At 71.4% G+C, this 16,934-nt stretch carries 14 protein-coding genes and 1 pseudogene; 8 read left to right on the top strand and 7 right to left on the bottom strand.

Annotation, left to right across the window (positions count from 1 at the left end; translation table 11 throughout):
- Nucleotides 1-206: 206 nt before the first annotated feature.
- Both ASG52_RS10055 and ASG52_RS10050 read right to left on the bottom strand, forming a co-directional pair.
- Nucleotides 207-1,301, bottom strand: a complete 1,095-nt coding sequence (locus tag ASG52_RS10055) for a L,D-transpeptidase family protein (protein ID WP_056242511.1) — start codon at nucleotides 1,299-1,301, stop codon at nucleotides 207-209.
- An 81-nt stretch (nucleotides 1,302-1,382) separates the two neighbouring features.
- Entirely contained in the window at nucleotides 1,383-2,255 is an 873-nt protein-coding gene (locus tag ASG52_RS10050; RefSeq protein WP_056242508.1) for an extensin-like domain-containing protein, read from the bottom strand.
- A gap of 183 nt (nucleotides 2,256-2,438) precedes the next feature.
- On the opposite strand from ASG52_RS10050, the gene ASG52_RS10045 reads away from it, so the two are divergent.
- On the top strand, nucleotides 2,439-4,517 hold the full coding sequence (locus ASG52_RS10045; RefSeq protein WP_056242507.1) for a M3 family metallopeptidase: 2,079 nt from the start codon (nucleotides 2,439-2,441) through the stop codon (nucleotides 4,515-4,517).
- A gap of 21 nt (nucleotides 4,518-4,538) precedes the next feature.
- On the opposite strand, the gene ASG52_RS10040 is transcribed toward ASG52_RS10045, so the two are convergent.
- On the bottom strand, nucleotides 4,539-4,796 hold the full coding sequence (locus ASG52_RS10040) for a hypothetical protein (protein WP_056242505.1): 258 nt from the start codon (nucleotides 4,794-4,796) through the stop codon (nucleotides 4,539-4,541).
- A 366-nt stretch (nucleotides 4,797-5,162) separates the two neighbouring features.
- On the opposite strand from ASG52_RS10040, the gene ASG52_RS10035 reads away from it, so the two are divergent.
- Genes ASG52_RS10035 through ASG52_RS10020 form a run of 4 tightly spaced genes read left to right on the top strand, consistent with a single transcriptional unit; the run spans nucleotide 5,163 to nucleotide 10,052 of the window.
- Entirely contained in the window at nucleotides 5,163-6,257 is a 1,095-nt protein-coding gene (locus ASG52_RS10035; RefSeq protein WP_056242503.1) for a molybdopterin-binding protein, read from the top strand.
- Nucleotides 6,254-8,272, top strand: a complete 2,019-nt coding sequence (locus ASG52_RS10030; protein WP_056242501.1) for a molybdopterin biosynthesis protein — start codon at nucleotides 6,254-6,256, stop codon at nucleotides 8,270-8,272. Before ASG52_RS10035 ends, ASG52_RS10030 begins: the two co-directional genes overlap by 4 nt.
- The gene (gene mobB / locus ASG52_RS10025) at nucleotides 8,269-8,805 is read left to right on the top strand and encodes a molybdopterin-guanine dinucleotide biosynthesis protein B (protein ID WP_056242498.1); all 537 of its coding nucleotides are present in this window, start codon (nucleotides 8,269-8,271) and stop codon (nucleotides 8,803-8,805) included. The genes ASG52_RS10030 and mobB overlap by 4 nt, the downstream gene beginning before the upstream one ends.
- Nucleotides 8,805-10,052, top strand: a complete 1,248-nt coding sequence (locus ASG52_RS10020; protein WP_056242496.1) for a molybdopterin molybdotransferase MoeA — start codon at nucleotides 8,805-8,807, stop codon at nucleotides 10,050-10,052. Before mobB ends, ASG52_RS10020 begins: the two co-directional genes overlap by 1 nt.
- On the opposite strand, the gene ASG52_RS10015 is transcribed toward ASG52_RS10020, so the two are convergent.
- Entirely contained in the window at nucleotides 10,034-11,038 is a 1,005-nt protein-coding gene (locus tag ASG52_RS10015) for a substrate-binding domain-containing protein (RefSeq protein ID WP_056242495.1), read from the bottom strand. The two genes, ASG52_RS10020 and ASG52_RS10015, sit on opposite strands and share 19 nt — an antisense overlap.
- 84 nt (nucleotides 11,039-11,122) lie before the next feature.
- Here ASG52_RS10015 and ASG52_RS10010 point away from each other — a divergent pair, with 84 nt between their 5' ends.
- From ASG52_RS10010 to ASG52_RS10000, 3 genes are read left to right on the top strand one after another with little or no spacing between them, the layout of a single operon-like run.
- Nucleotides 11,123-11,818 (top strand): ABC transporter permease, encoded by a 696-nt coding sequence (locus ASG52_RS10010; protein WP_056242492.1) that lies wholly within the window; start codon nucleotides 11,123-11,125, stop codon nucleotides 11,816-11,818.
- Entirely contained in the window at nucleotides 11,815-12,531 is a 717-nt protein-coding gene (locus ASG52_RS10005) for an ATP-binding cassette domain-containing protein (RefSeq protein WP_056242489.1), read from the top strand. Before ASG52_RS10010 ends, ASG52_RS10005 begins: the two co-directional genes overlap by 4 nt.
- Nucleotides 12,504-13,337: an ABC transporter substrate-binding protein gene (locus tag ASG52_RS10000; RefSeq protein ID WP_056242485.1), complete on the top strand. Its 834-nt coding sequence runs from the start codon at nucleotides 12,504-12,506 to the stop codon at nucleotides 13,335-13,337. The genes ASG52_RS10005 and ASG52_RS10000 overlap by 28 nt, the downstream gene beginning before the upstream one ends.
- A 140-nt stretch (nucleotides 13,338-13,477) precedes the next feature.
- Here the strand turns inward: ASG52_RS10000 and ASG52_RS09995 are convergent, their stop codons facing one another.
- The 3 genes and pseudogenes from ASG52_RS09995 to ASG52_RS28035 form a co-directional block, all read right to left on the bottom strand.
- Nucleotides 13,478-15,649 carry a calcium-binding protein gene (locus tag ASG52_RS09995; RefSeq protein ID WP_286159019.1) on the bottom strand — a complete coding sequence of 724 codons (2,172 nt, stop codon included), beginning with the start codon at nucleotides 15,647-15,649 and terminating at the stop codon, nucleotides 13,478-13,480.
- Nucleotides 15,646-16,212, bottom strand: coding sequence for a hypothetical protein (locus ASG52_RS28630; RefSeq protein WP_353612479.1), 567 nt, complete (start codon nucleotides 16,210-16,212; stop codon nucleotides 15,646-15,648). The genes ASG52_RS09995 and ASG52_RS28630 overlap by 4 nt, the downstream gene beginning before the upstream one ends.
- 368 nt (nucleotides 16,213-16,580) lie before the next feature.
- Nucleotides 16,581-16,934, bottom strand: a pseudogene (locus ASG52_RS28035) (hypothetical protein); the annotation flags it as partial.

The raw sequence follows: 16,934 nt of genomic DNA, 5'->3' as shown, positions 1-16,934 counted from the left end.
AGGCGAAGCCGAAGCAATCCACGACTCCGCAGTCTACGGAAAGCTCATCCGTGGATTACGAACGACGCTGAGCTGGATTTCACAATCGAATTCGCCCCTTTCGGCATCCTCGCGCACTGGATTGTTTCGGCTCCGCCTCGCAATGACGGCGCGGGTGATGCCCGCCGCCGTTCGCGATCAGCCCACCGAACCAAAATCACAAAAAATCACTTGTCGAGGAATTCCACCTTCGCCCCCTTCACCGTGTGGCTCGCCAGATCGCGCGCATCCCAATTCGTCAACCGGATGCAGCCGTGCGACTCCGTCTTGCCGATCTTTTCCGGCTCGGGCGTTCCGTGGATGCCGTAGGACTCGATCGAAAGGTCGATCCAGACGAGGCCGACCGGGTTGTTCGGGCCCGGATGGATCGAGAACTTTTTCCGCGTTTTCACCCCTTTGAACCGGTACTTGGGGTTGTACGTGTACCAAGGATCGAAAGCGACCGCCTTTACCTTGGCGGTGCCGTCCGGCGCGGGTTTTTCGCTGCTGCCGATCGAGGCCGGGTAGTCGGCCGTCAGCGTGCCGTCCTCGCCGTAGGCCCGCACCCGCTTCGTCTTCTTGTCGACCTCGATTCGGGAGACCTTGGGCGCCAACGGCGCGCCCTCGACCTTGCCGTCGCCGGTCGGCGGCACGGCCGCGACGATCAGGCTGCCGCCGGCCTTGTCGAGCGGCACGCCCGGATTGAGCGCCGAGAGTAGGTCGCGCTGCATGTGGAAGCGCTCGGAAAGCATCTCGCGGATGTTGGTGTAGCGCATCGGCCCGACATCGGCCTGCTCCTCCATCTTCGGAGGCATCTTCTCGACGAAGGGGCCTTTCACGTCGGTGTCCGTGATCGCGTAGTCGGACACCACCGGGTCCGGGCTCGTGCCCTGGAGTTTGTCGAAGAGCGCGCGGGTGAGCTTGCCCTCAGCGGGCAGGCCTTGCGCCGCCGCGTAGGCCCGGAGCGCGCCGCGCAGGTTCTCGCCGTCGCGTCCGTCGATGGCGCCCGGCGAGAACCGGGCGCGGTCGAGCAGCACCTGCACCTTGATGAGCAGCGGATCGGGCCGCTTGGCTTCGGCATCCTTTTCGGGGCGCTTGGACTTGCCCTTCGGCTTGTCCGCCTCGGCCTCCGGCTCGCGGAAGGTGGCGTCGTTGATCGCCCCCTTGGTCAGGGCCGATGCGGCGGCCTCCTGCTTGGCAGGTTCGGGCGCGGCGTGTGCGGAACAACTCGCGCCGAGCAGGGGCAGCCCGACGAGGGCGCCCCGCATCCATGACCGCACCATCGCCCGTCCGCCTCCGCTGCCGATGGCGGGACAAATGACCGGCAAGCGCCGCCGTTCCCGCGGCGAAGCGGCCATCCCCCGCTATTGGCAGAGGCGGTGACCGGCGTTGCGCTCGCGCTCGTCGAGATGGAGGTGGTTGCCGTGGGCCGCGTCGCTGCCCGGCCCCAGCACCGTGCGGAAAAAGGTGCAGGCGCTCGCTCGGACCGCGGCGAGGAAGGCCGCCTCCGGCGTGCCCTCAGCGGCGGCCGTCACCTTGATCGCCGGGCGCTTGGAAAAACCGTAGCCCATCACGTCGACGGCGTTGGCGAAGCTGTGCTCGCTGAGCTTGGCGTCGGTGTCGTGGTTCTGGCCGCGGCAGACGTATGTTCCGCCGAGCGAAAGGCTTTTCAGTGAGTCGTCCAGCTCCCGGCGGGCGGAAGCCTGCACCTCGGTGGTCCAACGGGCGAGCGCTTCGGCCGTGCGGCAGGTGAGCGTTGCGGCCGGCTCCAGAGCGATGCCGTCGGCGAGCGCGGTGACGCTCAGGGGGCGCGGCGCGCTGCACTGGCCGTTGCCGAGGGGCGGCACGGCCTCGAACCGGGCGCCGAGCCGCTCCAGCCGGCGCAGGCAGGCGGAATCGTCGGGCGCCGCGACCTTGAGCGCGAGCGCGGCCTCCCCCGACAATTCCGGCGGACGCGCGGGCGGCAGCGGCGCCTCGGGAAGCGCGTCCTTCACCGCCTCCCCGGCCGTCATCTTCTCCGGCTCCTTGGCGATGGTGAGTTCCGGCGGGCGCTCCGGCGGCAGCGGTGTCGTCTGCGGCACGGTTGGCGGCCCTTGCGGGACGAGGTCCGCCGGCCGCGCGGGCGGCTCCGGCGGCGGCAGCGGGACGGTCGCGGCGGGGGGCTTCGCCGGTTCCGCCCCGGCGGAACTCGCAAAGAAAACGGCGGCCAGCAGGCAGGCGAACACGACAGGCCTCATGCCCCGGAACTCTCTCCGAAGGCCCCGGACGGGAGCCGACCCGATCCGTGATCCGCCGCCGGCCCGCCGCGGACAAGGACGCCGGGGCCACGCCCGCTGGCAATCGTCACGAGAAGCCCTTTTGCCTGCGCCGGCCCGCGAACCTATGCTCAGGCGTGAGCCTCGCTCCCGAAGGGTTTTTGTATGACCGCCGACACCGCACGCGATCCGAGCGCCACCGCCGGCGCGAACCCGTTCGATGCGAGCGAGTGGCCCACCTTCTTCGGCCTGCCGCCGTTCGAGGCGATCCGGCCGGAGCATTACGTTCCGGCCTTTGCCGACGCCCTGAAGGCGCACGAGGCGGAGATCGCGCTCATCACCGGCAACGCCGACGCACCGAACTTCGACAACACCGTCGCGGCTCTGGAACGCTCCGGCCATGCGCTGGAGCGGGTGGCGAGCGTGTTCTTCAACCTCTCGGGCAGCACGACGAGCCCAGAACTGCAGGCGATCGAGCGGACGGTGGCACCGCAGCTCGCCCGGCATTCGAGCGCGATTTCGCTGAACCCGGAGCTGTGGGCGCGCCTCTCGGGGATCGACCCGGTCACGGAGCGGCTCGATGCAGAGCAGGCCCGCGTGCTCGATCGCACCCGCACCCGTTTTCGACGCGCGGGTGCCGACCTCGCGCCCGAGGCCAAGGCCCGCATCGCGGAGATCGCGATGCGGCTCGCCGAACTCGGCACGCAGTTCGGCCAGAACCTCCTGGCGGATGAAAATTCCTTCGTCCTGCCGCTCGACGGCGAAAACGATCTGGCCGGCCTGCCGCCCTTCCTGCGCGACGCCACCGCCGCGGCCGCGGCCGAGCGCGGCGGCACGCACAGCCACGTCGTCACCCTGTCGCGCTCGCTGATCGAGCCGTTCCTGGTCTTCTCCACCCGCCGCGATCTGCGGGCGCGGGCCTACGCGGCCTGGACCCTCCGTGGCGAGAACGGCGGCGAGACCGACAACCGCGGCCTCATCGCCGAGATCGTGGCCCTGCGCGCCGAGCGGGCCCGGCTCCTCGGCTTCGAGAGCTACGCCCATTTCCGCCTCGACGACACCATGGCGGCCTCGCCCGACGCCGCGATGGCGCTGCTGCGCGACGTCTGGACCCCGGCGCTCCGCCGGGCCGGGGAGGAGCGCGAGCGGCTTCAGGCGCTGGTGCGGGCCGAGGGGCACGACTTCGCGCTGGAGGCCCACGATTGGCGGCACTACGCCGAAAAGCTGCGGCAGGCCGAGCACGAACTGGATGAGGCCGAGATCAAGCCGTACCTGCCGCTGGAAGGTGTGATCCAGGCTGCCTTCGACACCGCTTCACGGCTTTTCGGCTTGTCGTTCGAAGAAGTCGCCGACCTGCCGCGCTACCACCCGGACGTGCGGGCATGGCTCGTGCGCGACGCCGACGGCGCCGAGGTCGGGCTGTTCCTGGGCGATTACTTCGCCCGCTCCTCCAAGCGGTCGGGCGCCTGGATGAGCGCGTTCCGCTCGCAGGAGCGGCTCTCCGGCGACATCAAACCCATCATCGTCAACGTGATGAACTTCGCCCGCGGGTCCCGCGCTGAGCCGACGCTGCTGTCGTTCGACGACGCCCGCACCCTGTTCCACGAGTTCGGCCACGGCCTGCACGGGCTCCTGTCCGACGTGACCTACCCGCTCCTGTCCGGCACCGCGGTCTCCCGCGACTTCGTGGAACTGCCCTCGCAGCTCTACGAGCACTGGCTGGAGCAGCCGGAGGTCTTGCGCGCGCATGCCCGCCACTACCGCACCGGCGAGCCGATGCCGGACGCGCTGCTGGAACGGCTCCTCGCCGCCCGCAGCTTCAACCAGGGCTTTTCGACGGTGGAATACACGGCCTCGGCCATCGTCGACATGACGCTCCATCTCTCGGCGGCGGGCGAGGACGGGCTCGACGTGCCGGCCTTCGAGGCGGACGCGCTCAAGCGCATCGCCATGCCTGCGGAGATTTCCATGCGGCACCGCTCGCCGCACTTCGCGCACATCTTCTCCGGCGACGGCTACGCTGCCGGCTATTACAGCTACCTCTGGTCCGAGGTTCTCGACGCCGACGCCTTCGACGCCTTCCGCGAGGCCGGCGACATCTTCGATCCCGAGACCGCGGGCCGCCTGCGCCGCTACGTCTACGGCGCGGGCAACCTGCGCGACGCGCGGGAGGCCTACACCGCCTTCCGCGGCCGCTTGCCGAGCATCGCGCCGCTGCTGAAGAAGCGGGGGCTCGCGGCCTAGGCGGTCCCCCGGATCGGTCGATCAGGCGGCTTCCCGGACGCCGCCGCGCATCGACAGGTCGATCGGCGCCTCGACCACCGGCAGGGGCTTGGCCTGGCGGTTGGCTTTGTCGCCGTAATGGGCGCGCAGCAATTGAGTCCGGTCGCGCAGATGCGCCTCGACCCGCTCGTTCATCCGGCCGACCGGGCCGGTCAGGGCGTCGAAGCCGGCGGTGAGAGCACGGGCCATCGCGCCGGTGCCCGTGACGATGCCGTCGCCGATCTTGTCGAGAATGCGCATGGGTGTCCGCTCGTCTTGAGAGTTTGGGTCGGAGATAGGGCTCGGACGGCGGCTTCGGGCGCGGCCGAACGCTGCATCCGAGACATGGAACCCAGTCGAAGGCATCGGCTTGTACGGTGTTGCCCGGCGCGCCGCGCGGCCTGACTTGTTCCACGACTGCCTTCTTCTTTGACACGATTGCCGACACGACTTCATCCCGCTGCCGGACTTTTCATCATCGTCGCCTGCGATCGGTGTCGCCCTCGATGGCGCCTGCGCCGTGCGAACGTGCCCGAATCTTGAACATCGCGAGGGGATGGCGCATCGCTCCAGCATGACACACACGACGCTCCGAGGGCGGAGGGCGCCCCGCCGCCGCGCCTCCGCATGAGGCGAGCCGCCTCCGCGGCGCTGATGCCGTTCGATGCGGCGCGCGGGCTTCTGCTCGGGCTGGCCCGGCCCGTGGCGGCGCGATCCGTGCCGCTCGCGGAGGCGTCGGGCGCCGTCGCGGCCGAGCCGGTGCTGGCCCCCCGTGACCGTCCCGCCGCCGCGACGGCCCTGCGTGACGGCTACGCCGTCGCCGCCGCGCTCCTCGGCGGAGCCTCGCCCTATGCGCCCGTGCGGCTGCCCGGCGAACCGGTTTGGGTCGAGGCCGGGGACGGGCTGCCCGCGGGGACGGACGCCGTGCTCCCGCCCGAGGGCCTGGAGGGACGCGATGCCGTGGCCGAGGTCTTCGTGGGCGAGGGCGTGCGGGAGGCCGGCGGCGACTGGCGGGCGGGCGAGGCGTTGCTCGCTGCTGGCGAGCGGATCGCGCCGCGTCATCTCCTGGCGCTCGCGGCCTGCGGCCTGTCGGCCGTCGCGGTCCGGCGCCCGCACTTGGCGCTGATCGTCACCGGCGCGCCGGAGCCCGATGCGCTGTCGCCGTTCCTCGCGGCGTCGATCGCCCGGCAGGGCGGCACCGCCGCGACCGCCACCGTTCCGGACGTGCCCGAAACCATCGCCGACGCGATCCTCGATGCGACCGCTGACGCGGTGCTGGTGCTCGGCGGGACTGGGTTCGGACGAAGCGACCACAGTGCGGCGGGCCTCGCCCGTGCCGGGCGGCTCCACGCCCACGGCCTCGCCCTGCGGCCGGGCGAGACCGCCGGGATCGGCGAGGCGGCGGGGCGCCCGGTCCTGCTCGTGCCGGGCGGGCCCGAGGCGGCGCTGGCGGTGTATCTCACGCTCGGCCGACCGCTGCTGGCGGCCCTGTCCGGCTCCGCGCCGCCGGAGAGTCGTCCGGCCGTGCTTGCCAAAAAGATCGCGTCCGCCATCGGCTTGAGCGAGATCGTCTTCCTGCGCCGCCAGGGCGGCAGGGTCGTGCCGCTCGGCGGGGTCGATCTGCCGCTGCGGCGGCTGGTGGACGCGGATGCCGCGGTGCTGGTGCCGCCGGAGCGCGAGGGCTATCCCGAGGGGACCGAAATCGAGGTTTGGGATTGGTGAGCGGACTCCAAGGCACACCCCAAGGCACCCACCAAGCCGCCCAGGATCGAGACACCGAGGATTTCGTCCGCCGCCTCGCGGCTGCGGCACGCCAGGAGCAGTTCCTGACGGTGGTGAGCCGCGAGGACGCGCTCGCCGCCTTCCGCGCCGCCGTGCCGCACAGGGCGTTGCCCCCCGAGACGGTGCCGCTCGCCGATTCCCTCGGCAGAGTGCTGGCGAGCGACGTCGCCTCGCCCATCGACGTGCCGCCCTTCGACCGGGCGCTGGTCGATGGCTTTGCGCTCCGCGCCGCCGACACCGAGGGCGCCGGCCCGTCGCAGCCGCGGCGGCTCGCCCTCAACCGCGAGATCCTGGCCTGCGGCGTCGCCCCCGGGCTCGCGGTCGAACCCGGCACCGCCACCCCGATCGCCACCGGCGGCGTGATCCCGCGCGGGGCCGACGCCGTGGTGATGGTGGAGCAGACCGAGTTCGACGAACCCGGCCTCGCCATCGACGTGTCGGCCCCGGTCCGCCCCGGCCAGTTCCTCGGCTATGCCGGTGCCGACATGGCGCTCGGCGAGACGGTTCTCCGAAAAGAGCTGACGATCACCGCCCGCGAGATCGGCATGCTGGCGGCCTGCGGGCTCGCCGCGGTGCCGGTGGTGCGCCGCCCACGCGTGGCGATTCTCTCGACCGGCGACGAACTCGTGGCGCCCGGCGCGACGCTGCGGCCCGGCGCGATCTACGATTCGAACGGAGCCATCGTCGCGGCCTCCGTCACCGAGAACGGCGGCGAGCCGATCGCGCTCGGCATCGTGCGCGACGACGAGGCCGCGCTGGCCGACGCGCTGCGCGGCGCGCTCGCCGGTCACGATCTCGTCGTGCTGTCCGGCGGCACCTCGAAGGGCGCGGGCGACGTGTCCCACCGCATTCTCGACCGGTTGGGATCGCCCGGCATTCTGGTCCACGGCGTCGCGCTGAAGCCCGGCAAGCCGCTCTGCCTCGCGGTGGCGGATGGCACGCCGGTCGTGGTGCTGCCGGGTTTTCCGACGTCGGCGATGTTCACCTTCCACGAATTCGTCGTGCCACTGGTGCGCGCGCTGGCCGGTTTGCCGCCGCGGGAAGAGCAGGCGGTGGCGGCGACCGTGCCGCAACGAGTGCCGTCCGAAATCGGCCGCACCGAATTCGTGATGGCCTCGCTCGGTCGCGGGCCCGACGGGCCGGTGGCGTTGCCGCTGCCAAAGGGCTCTGGCTCGGTCACCGCCTTCAGCCAAGCTGACGGCTTCTTCGCCATCCCCGCCCCCCGCTCCGGGCTGGAAGCGGGCGAGGCGGTCTCGCTGGTGCGCCTCGGCGCGGGCGTACGGGCGCCGGACCTGACGATCGTCGGCAGCCACTGCATCGGGCTCGACCGGCTGGTTGGGCTCCTGGCCGAGCGCGGGTTCACCGCCCGCACCGTCTGGGTCGGCTCCGCCGGGGGGCTCGCGGCGCTGCGGCGCGGCGAGTGCGATCTGGCCGCGATGCACCTGCTCGACCCCGAGACCGGCCGCTACAACGCGCCCCTCCTCGACACGAACATGCGCCTCGCCCCGGGCTGGCGCCGCCTGCAGGGCGTGGTGTTCCGCCCGGGCGACGGGCGCTTCGAAGGGCGCAGCGCCGAGGCCGGCGTCGCCGCCGCGCTCGCCGATGCGCAGGCCGTGATGGTCAACCGCAATGCCGGCTCCGGCACGCGCCTCCTCGTCGATGGCCTGCTCCAGGGCGCCCGGCCCGCGGGCTTCTGGAACCAGCCGCGCTCACACAACGCCGTCGCGGCCGCCGTCGCCCAGGGGCGAGCCGATTGGGGGGTGGCCATCGCCAGCGTGGCGCGCGCCTACGGCCTCGGCTTCCGACCGCTGACGGAGGAGCATTACGACTTCGCCACCACGGCCGGTACCGAGGACCGCCCGGCGCTCGCCGCCTTCCTGGCCCTGCTCGGCGCCCCCGAGACCGCGGCGGCGCTCACAGAACTCGGCTTCACGCCGGCAGGAGACGCCCCATGAGCGGGCTCAGAGTGATCGGCCTCGCCGGCTGGAGCGGTGCGGGCAAGACCACGCTGCTGTCCCGGCTGATTCCGCTGCTGGTGACCCGCGGCGTGCGCGTCGCGACGCTCAAGCACGCCCATCACGGCTTCGACGTGGACCATCCGGGCAAGGATTCGCACATCCACCGGCAGGCCGGGGCGAGGGAGGTGATCGTCTCCTCGTCCCGCCGCTGGGCGCAGATCCGCGAGGTCGCGGAGGGGGACGAGGCGCGCCTGCCCGACCTGCTGCGGCGCCTCACGCCGGAGGGCCTCGCTTTGGTCGAGGGCTTCAAGCGCGAGAGCCACGCGAAACTCGAAGTGTTTCGCGCGGCCAACGGGCGACCGCCGATCTTTCCCGACGATCCGCGCATCGTCGGCATCGCCAGCGATGTCCCCTTCCCCGAGGCCGGCGTGCCGGTGGTCGGACTCGACGACATCGCTGTCGTTGCCGATCTGGTGCTGAGCCGCGCCGAGCCGTTGGAGACGGTGCTGGCCCGGCTGGAGAGCGTGTGATGGCGCAGCTCACCGACGATTGCTTCGCCTTCGGCGGCAAGCTCATGGCGATCGAGGAGGCGGTCGCGCGCATCGCCGAGCGCTTCCCGGTGATCGCCGGCACCGAATCCGTGCCGCTGGCCGAGGCCGACGGGCGCATCGCGGCGCACGATGTATACGCCGAACACGCGCTGCCGCCCTTCGCCAATTCGGCGGTGGACGGCTATGCCGTGCGCCACGCCGACCTCGCGCCCGGTGCCGAGACCGTCCTGCCCGTCACCGGCCGCCTGCCCGCAGGCGCCGCCGCCGAGGGCGCGTGGCCCGGCGGGGCGATCCGCATCTTCACCGGCGCGCCGATGCCGCCGAACGCCGACACCGTGTTCATGCAGGAGGACGTGAGCCGCGCGGGCGCGCGTGTCGTCCTGCCGCCGGGGTTGAAGCCCGGCGCCAACGCCCGGCCCGCGGGGGAGGATCTGGAACGTGGCGCTCTGGCGATCCCCGCCGGGCAGCGGCTTCGCCCGCAGGATCTCGCCCTCGCCGCCGCCACCGGCCACGCCCGCCTCACCGTGCGGCGGCGGCTGAGGGTCGCCTTGTTCTCCACCGGCGACGAACTGGTCGAGCCCGGCACAGCGCTTCGCCCCGGCGCGATCCACGATTCGAACCGGGTGCTGCTGGCCTCCCTGCTGACGCGCCTCGGCTGCGCGGTCTCCGATCTCGGCATCCTGCGCGACGATGCCGCGACCCTGCCGAGCCATCTCGCGCGAGCCGCGGAGGGCCACGACCTGATCCTCACCTCCGGCGGCGTCTCGACCGGCGAGGAGGACCACGTGAAGGCCGCGGTCGAGGCGACAGGACGGCTCGTGATGTGGCGCCTCGCGGTCAAGCCCGGCCGCCCAGTGGCGGCTGGGCTGGTGGCCGGCACGCCCTTCGTCGGCCTGCCGGGCAATCCGGTCGCGGTCTACGTCACGCTGCTGTTCGTGGTGCGTCCGCTGCTCGCCGCCTTGAGCGGCGCCCGCTACGAGCCGCCGCAGGCCTTTTCCGTGCGCTCGGATTTCTCCTACAAGAAGAAGCAGGGCCGGCGCGAATTCGTCCGCGTCACCCTCGCCCACGGGCCGGATGGGCTGATCGCCCAGAAATTCCCGCGCGACGGGGCCGGCGTACTGACCTCGCTCACCGGCAGCGACGGCCTCGTGGAACTGCCCGACGACGCGCTGGGCGTCGCGCCGGGCGAGCCCCTCGCCTTCTTCCCTCACGCCTCGCTCTGGTAGAGTTCCGGAGGGGCGTAGCCCGAGACGGTGCCGGCGCGTCTGCGGGTCAGGTCGCGCAAAGGGGCCAGCCGGGCCGGCGGCAGCGAGGCGCGGGCGGCGAGGTAATAGGTCTCCCAGCCGAACGGCCGGTAATCCAGGGCGAAGCGCTCGGCGACGGCGCGGGTGCCCATGCCGACATCCGCCGCCCCCGTGGCGATGAGCGCCGCCACCGCCTGATGCGTGAATTCCTCCGTCTGGTGTCCGACGATGGACGCGATCGGCACGCCGGCCTCCTGGCACAGCCGCTCGAACCAGATGCGGGTGCCTGCCCCCCTCTGCCGGTTCACGAAGCGCGCCTTTCGCGCGGCGATGTCGGCGACGTCCGTCAGCCGCAGCGGGTTGCCGGGGGCGAACAGCAGCCCCTGCTCCCGGCGAAACAACGGCGTCACCGCGAGGTCGGCATCGCGAAACAGCCCGTCGAAGGGGGGTGGGGGCGGCCCATCGCTGCCGAAATGAAAGCCCGCCGCCTCGACCGCGCCGTCCCGCAGCCGCGCGATGGCATCGAGGCTGCCGGCCACCATCAGGTCGATCTCGCGATGCGCCTCCACCGCCTCCAGGAGCAGCGGATCGTGGCTCGCAGCCAGGCGGATGCGGGCGACGTCCGGCTCCATCAGGCGGCGCAGGCCGTCGGCGAGCGCCAGTTCCTCGGCGGCGAGCGCCGGCCCGAGCCGCACCTGCGAGGCCTTGAGCAGGGCGAGCAGCCCGGCCCCGAGCGGCGTCAGCGCGCTGCCGTGGCCCTTGGTCTTCACCGCCGCCGGGCGGCCGAGCGCGTGTTCGAGCGCGGATAGCTGGCCCCAGGCCGAGCGGTAGGACACGCCGAGTTCCAACGCCACGCCCTGGAGCGAGCCGGTGCGCTCCAGCGCTTCCAGCAGCGCCATCGTCGGCCCGAGGGGGATGTCGGCCCGGCCGCCGCCGGCGCGGCCGTCGATGCGCAGGCTCACCCTCATATGCAAGCCCTTTCCTATTGATCTTCTCCTCGCGGGCGTAGCATCCGGCGGTTCGAGGCGCATCCCCCGGCGCCGATTGCCGCGATGACAGACACCCTCCACGAGACGTTCGCCCGCCTGTGGACGCTCGACCGCGACGTGGTCGCGATCGCGTGGCTGTCGCTGCGCGTCAGCCTCACGGCGGTCGGCATCGGCCTGCTGCTCGGGATTCCACTGGGCGCGCTGGTCGCGGTGGCGCGCTTTCCCGGCCGCGACGGGCTCGTGGCTTTGCTCAACGCCTTCATGGGGCTGCCCCCCGTCATCGTCGGGCTGGTGCTCTACCTCGTCCTGTCCCGCTCCGGCCCGCTTGGGGGCTTCGGCCTGCTGTTCACGCCGGGTGCGATGGTGGCCGCGCAGGCCGTGCTGGCGACGCCGCTGGTGGCCGCGCTCTCGCGCCAAGTGGTGGCCGATGCCGAGGCGCATCTCGGCGAGCAGCTGCGCTCGCTGCGCCTCTCGGCGCCGCGCCGGGCTCTGGTGCTGATCTACGACGCGCGCTTCTCGCTCGTGACGGCGGCGCTCGCCGCCTTCGGCCGGGCGATCTCGGAGATCGGCGCCGTCCTCGTCGTCGGCGGCAACATCGACGGCCACACCCGCACCATGACGACGGCGATTTCCCTGGAGACGCAGAAGGGCGATCTCAGCCTCGCTTTGGCCTTGGGCGTCGTGCTGATGGGCCTCGTCATCACGGTCAACGCCGCCGCCGCCTTGCTGCGGGGCCACGCGGCGAGGGCGTACGGGTGAGCGCGGAGCACGCCATCCGCCTCGCCGGCGTGGACCTGTCCCTCGGCGGGCGGCCGATCCTCGATCGGCTCACCTTCGATGTGCCGTCGCGCGGTGTGACGGCCATGATCGGCCCGAACGGCGCGGGCAAGAGCGTGACGCTCCGCGTGATCGACGGCCTGCTCCGGCCCGATTCCGGCACCGTCCATGTCAGCCCCGGCCGCACGACCTTCGTCTTCCAGCGCACCGCCCTGGTGCGGGCGAGTGCTGCCGCCAACGTCGCCCTGGCGCTCGGGCCGCTCAAGCTGTCCCGGGGCGAGCGGCGGGAGCGCGTCGCCGCAGCACTCGCCCGCGTCGGCCTGTCCGGGCGAGCGGAGGACGCCGCCACCCGCTTCTCGGGCGGCGAACAGCAACGGCTGGCGCTCGCCCGCGCCTGGGCCCTGCGCCCCGCCCTCCTGCTCCTCGACGAGCCGACCGCGAGTCTGGATCCGGGCGCCACCGCGATCGTCGAGGATCTGATCGCCGCGATGGCGCGGGCCGGCACCGCCGTGCTGCTCGTCTCGCACAATCTCGGGCAGGTCGCGCGGCTCGCCGAGACCGTGGTCGTGCTCGATGCCGGCCGTGCCGTCGAGCAGGGCCCGACCCGCACCACCCTCCCCTCACCCCGAACGCCCGAAGCGCGGGCCTATCTGACCGGAGAACTGCCTTGGACTTCCTTCGCCGCGGCTTCCTGACTCTCGCCCTTGCGGCCGGCCTCGCCGCCGCCGTGCCGGCTCACGCGGACCCGCAATCCATCGTCGTCGCCTCGACGACCTCGACCGAACAATCGGGCCTTTTCAAGCACATCCTGCCGCTGTTCAAGGACAAGACCGGCATCGAGGTGAAGGTCGTGGCGCTCGGCACGGGCCAAGCCCTCGACGCCGCTCGCCGGGGCGACGCCGACGTGGTGCTGGTCCACGACCGCGCGGCCGAGGACAAGTTCGTTACGGAGGGCTTCTCCAAGGCGCGCCGGGACGTGATGTACAACGACTTCGTCGTGATCGGCCCCAAGGCCGACCCGGCGGGGATCAAGGGCGCCAAGCTTCAGGACGCCTTCAAGAAGCTCGCCGAGGCCAAGGCGCCGTTCGTCTCCCGCGGCGACCGCTCCGGCACCCACAGCGCCGAACTGCGGGCCTGGAAGGAGGCCGGCGTCGATCTGGCCGCCCAGAAGGGCGACTGGTACCGCGACGTCGGCCAGGGCATGGGCCCGGCCCTCAACACCGCCTCGGCCCTCAACGCCTACATCCTGGCCGACCGCGGCACGTGGCTCTCGTTCAAGAACCGCGGCGAGTTGACCGTGCTGGTCGAGGGCGATCCGAAGCTGTTCAACCCCTACGGCGTGATGCTGGTGAACCCGGACAAGCACCCCACCGTGAAGGTGAAGGAAGGGCAGGCCTTCATCGACTGGCTGGTCTCGCCCGAGGGCCAGGGCGCCATCGCCAGCTACAAGATCGGCGGCGAGCAACTGTTCTTTCCGAGCGCGGACAAGGCCGGGAAGTAGAACGGTTTTTTGCTCGATCGCTTCGGCTTCGCCTCGCAATGACGGAGCGGAGCGGAGGCCGTACGAGACAGACAGCATGAAAAAGCCCCCGAACCGAGAGGTCCGGGGGCATTCTTGTTTCAGAGCACGATAATCAGCCTTCAGAGCACGAAGTCGGCCGCGGTGAGCGTGTAGAGGCCCTTCAGCTCGATGTGGAAGTCGGCGATCTTGTTGCCGTCCATGTCGGCCTGGAGGACCGTGCGGTCGTTGTCGGTGCCGGTCGCGTCCACGATCGAGTAGACGAGCTGGCCCGCCTTGCCGGTGAAGGCCGAGCCCGCCTTGGCGACGAACTCGAACGCGTCGCCGGCCAGCGCCCCGTTGGCGTCGATGGTCGAGAGGTCGATGCGGTCCTCGCCCTGCTTGAAGTCGAGGATCACGTCGCGGGTCGCGGCGGTGGCGCCGCTGTCGGTCCGGGCGTTGAAATCGAAGGTGTCGCGGCCGAGCCCGCCGGTGAGCCGGTCGGCACCGGCACCGCCGGTCAGGATGTTGGCGCCCGCATTGCCGGTGATGACCTGCGCGAACTCGTTGCCGGTCAGGTTGATCGCACCTGTGCCCGCCGCGTTCGTCGTGGTCAGCGTCTCGATCTCCTGGCCGGCGGCGAGGGTGAAGCTCACGCTTGTCAGGACCGTGTCGGCGCCGCCGCCCTTGGCCTCGATCACCTTATCTCCGACGTTGTCCACGACGTAGGTATCGCTGCCGGCAAGACCCGTGAGGATGTCGGCGCCCTTGCCGCCGTCGAGGCGGTTGGCGCCGCCGTCGCCGGTCAGCTTGTCGGCCGCTGCGCCGCCGACGACGTTCTCGATGTTGACGATGCGGTCCTCGACCACGCCGCCGACCTTCACGGCCACGACCTTCGCGCCGTTGAGCGCGACTTCCACCGCAGTCGCCTTGTCGCCGTAATCGGCGGTGTCGAGGCCGCCGAGGCCGTTGAGCACGTCGGACCCGCCGCCGCCGCGCAGCACGTTGGCGCCGGCATTGCCGTCGAGCGTCTGGCCGAACTCGTTGCCGGTCAGATTGATCGCGCCCGTGCCCGCCACGTTCGTGGTGGTCAGCGTCTCGATCTCCTGGCCGGCCGCAAGGATGTAGCCCAGGGCCGCCCGCACCGTGTCGCTGCCGCCGGCCTTGGCCTCGATCACCTTGTCGCCGACATTGTCCACGACGTAGGTGTCGTTGCCGCCGAGACCCGTCATCGTGTCGGCGCCGAGGCCGCCATCGAGGATGTTGGTGCCGGCATTACCGGTGATGGACTGTGCGAACTCGTTGCCGGTGAGGTTGATCGCGATCCGGCTCGCGGCGTCGGTCGTGGTCAGGGCCTCGATTTCCTGGCCGGCGGCGAGAGTGTAGCTCGCGCTCGCCCGCACCGTGTCGCTGCCGCCGCCCCTGGCCTCGATCACCTTATCGCCCGCGTTGTCCACGACGTAGGTGTCGCTGCCGGCAAGACCGGTGAGGGTGTCGGCGCCGAGGCCGCCATTGAGGAGGTTGGCGCCCCCGTCACCGGTGAGAAGGTCGGCCGCGGAGCCGCCGGTGACGTTCTCGATGTTGACGATGCGGTCCTCGATCACGCCGCCGACCTTCACGGTCACGACCTTCGCGCCGTTGAGCGCGACTTCCACCGCGACGGTCTTGTCGGCGTAATCGGCGGTGTCGATGCCGCCGAGGCCGTTGAGGACGTCGGACCCGCCGCCGCCGCGCAGCACGTTGGCGCCGGCATTGCCGTCGAGCGTCTGGCCGAACTCGTTGCCGGTCAGGTTCAGCGCGCCCGTCGCCGCGGCGTCCGCGGCCGTCAGGGTCTCGATCTCCTGGGCCCCGAGCAGCGCGTAGCGGCCCGCGCCCACCGCCACCTTGACGGTGTCGGTGCCGCCCTTGACGGCGTCGTAGACGAGGTCGTTGGCGTCGTTGACGAGGTAGGTGTCGTTGCCGGCCAAGCCCGTCATCGTGTCGGCGCCGAGGCCGCCGTCGAGGATGTTGTTGCCGGCATTGCCCCGCAGGCCGTTCGCCCACAGGCTACCGGTGAGGTTGATCGCGTCCGTGCCGGCGTCGTTCGTCGTCGTGAGGAGTTCGACCTCCTGGCTGATGTCGAGGACGTAGCTCACGCTCGTCCGCACCGTGTCGCTGCCGCCGTTGGCGTTCTCGAAGACGCGGTCGCCCGCGCTGTCGACGATGTAGGTGTCGTTGCCGCCCTTGCCGATCATGGAATCGTTGCCGCCGCGACCGTCGATCGTGTCGTCGCCGTCGCCGGTGACGACCCTGTCGTCGCGGTTGGTGAGCGTCAGGTCGAAATGCTCGACATCCGTGAAGGTGACGTTGGCGTTCGCCCCGTAGCGCCCGAAATAGCCGTCGTAGCCTTCGGCCAGAGTCCCGGAGCCGACGCCGACATCGCCGTCGAAGTAGCCGACGCCGTAACCGGCGTCGGCGGTCCCGGAATAGCCCCGAGCGCAACGGTGTCGGTGCCGCCGGCGACCTTCACCCGGTCGCTGCCCGCCCCCGTCGTGACCTGATCGCTGTGGGACGCCGCCTGCGTGACGATCACGTCGTTGCCCGACCCCGTCGTCAGGGTCAGCATGTCGATGTCGCGCACCGCGCCGGTGCCGTTGGCCTTGGTGACCTCGCTGCGCACGCTGTAGGTGCCCTGCAGCCCGGTCTTGGTCAGGTCGAGCACCATCGCCTGCGCCGTCGTCATCTCCGACTTGTCGGCCACCCAGCGGTCGGCCTCGGCGCCGCCATCGACGCTGTCGAAGCCCTTGCCGGTGCTGAGGATGTCATCCCCGCCCAGGCCCCTGAGGGTGTCGTCGCCGTCGCCGCTCACCGCCCGGTCGCCGCGATTGGTGAGCGTCAGGTCGAAGCGCTCGACGCCCGAGAAGGTGACGTTGGTNGCCCCTGAGGGTGTCGTCGCCGTCGCCGCTCACCGCCCGGTCGCCGCGATTGGTGAGCGTCAGGTCGAAGCGCTCGACGCCCGAGAAGGTGACGTTGGCACCCGAGCCGTAGCGCCCGAAATACCCGCCATAGCCTCCGGTCAGAGTTCCCGAGCTGACGCCGACATCGCCGTCGAAGTAGCCGACGCCGTAGCCGCCGTCGGCGGAGGCCGAGTAGTCGAGCACCAGCGTATCGACGGTCCCGGTCGCGTTGGCGCCCAGATCGACCCAGTCCGATCCATCGTAGACCCGCACCGTGTCGGTGCCGGCGCCCGTGGCAATCTGATCGTTNGTCGACGGTCCCGGTCGCGTTGGCGCCCAGATCGACCCAGTCCGATCCATCGTAGACCCGCACCGTGTCGGTGCCGGCGCCCGTGGCAATCTGATCGTTGTAGGCCGCCAGATGCGTGGTGATCGCGTCGTTGCCCGAGCCGGATCGGAACGGGTTGGCGGCACTGGAACCGAGCTGCTCGATGTCGCGCACGGTGGCCGTGCCGACGAGGCCGGTCACTTCGCTCTTGACGCTGTAGCTCGTCTGCAGGCCGGCGACGTTCAGGTTCAGGCTCAGCCCGGTCGTCATCGCCGACTTGTCGGCCGTCCAGGCGTCGACGCCGTCGCCGCCGTCGACGCTGTCGATGCCCTTGCC

The organism is Methylobacterium sp. Leaf456 (assembly GCF_001425465.1).
In the GTDB taxonomy this organism is placed as follows: domain Bacteria; phylum Pseudomonadota; class Alphaproteobacteria; order Rhizobiales; family Beijerinckiaceae; genus Methylobacterium.
This window is presented reverse-complemented; position numbering and strand designations above follow the sequence as displayed.

Bases quoted from the DNA above. Each gene is read 5' to 3' on its own strand.
- ASG52_RS10035 (WP_056242503.1), top strand. From the start codon at position 5,163: ATGAGGCGAGCCGCCTCCGCGGCGCTGATGCCGTTCGATGCGGCGCGC.
- ASG52_RS10045 (WP_056242507.1), top strand. From the start codon at position 2,439: ATGACCGCCGACACCGCACGCGATCCGAGCGCCACCGCCGGCGCGAAC.
- ASG52_RS10015 (WP_056242495.1), bottom strand. From the start codon at position 11,038: ATGAGGGTGAGCCTGCGCATCGACGGCCGCGCCGGCGGCGGCCGGGCC.
- ASG52_RS10050 (WP_056242508.1), bottom strand. From the start codon at position 2,255: ATGAGGCCTGTCGTGTTCGCCTGCCTGCTGGCCGCCGTTTTCTTTGCG.
- ASG52_RS10055 (WP_056242511.1), bottom strand. From the start codon at position 1,301: ATGGTGCGGTCATGGATGCGGGGCGCCCTCGTCGGGCTGCCCCTGCTC.
- ASG52_RS10040 (WP_056242505.1), bottom strand. From the start codon at position 4,796: ATGCGCATTCTCGACAAGATCGGCGACGGCATCGTCACGGGCACCGGC.
- ASG52_RS10010 (WP_056242492.1), top strand. From the start codon at position 11,123: ATGACAGACACCCTCCACGAGACGTTCGCCCGCCTGTGGACGCTCGAC.
- ASG52_RS10020 (WP_056242496.1), top strand. From the start codon at position 8,805: ATGGCGCAGCTCACCGACGATTGCTTCGCCTTCGGCGGCAAGCTCATG.
- mobB (WP_056242498.1), top strand. From the start codon at position 8,269: ATGAGCGGGCTCAGAGTGATCGGCCTCGCCGGCTGGAGCGGTGCGGGC.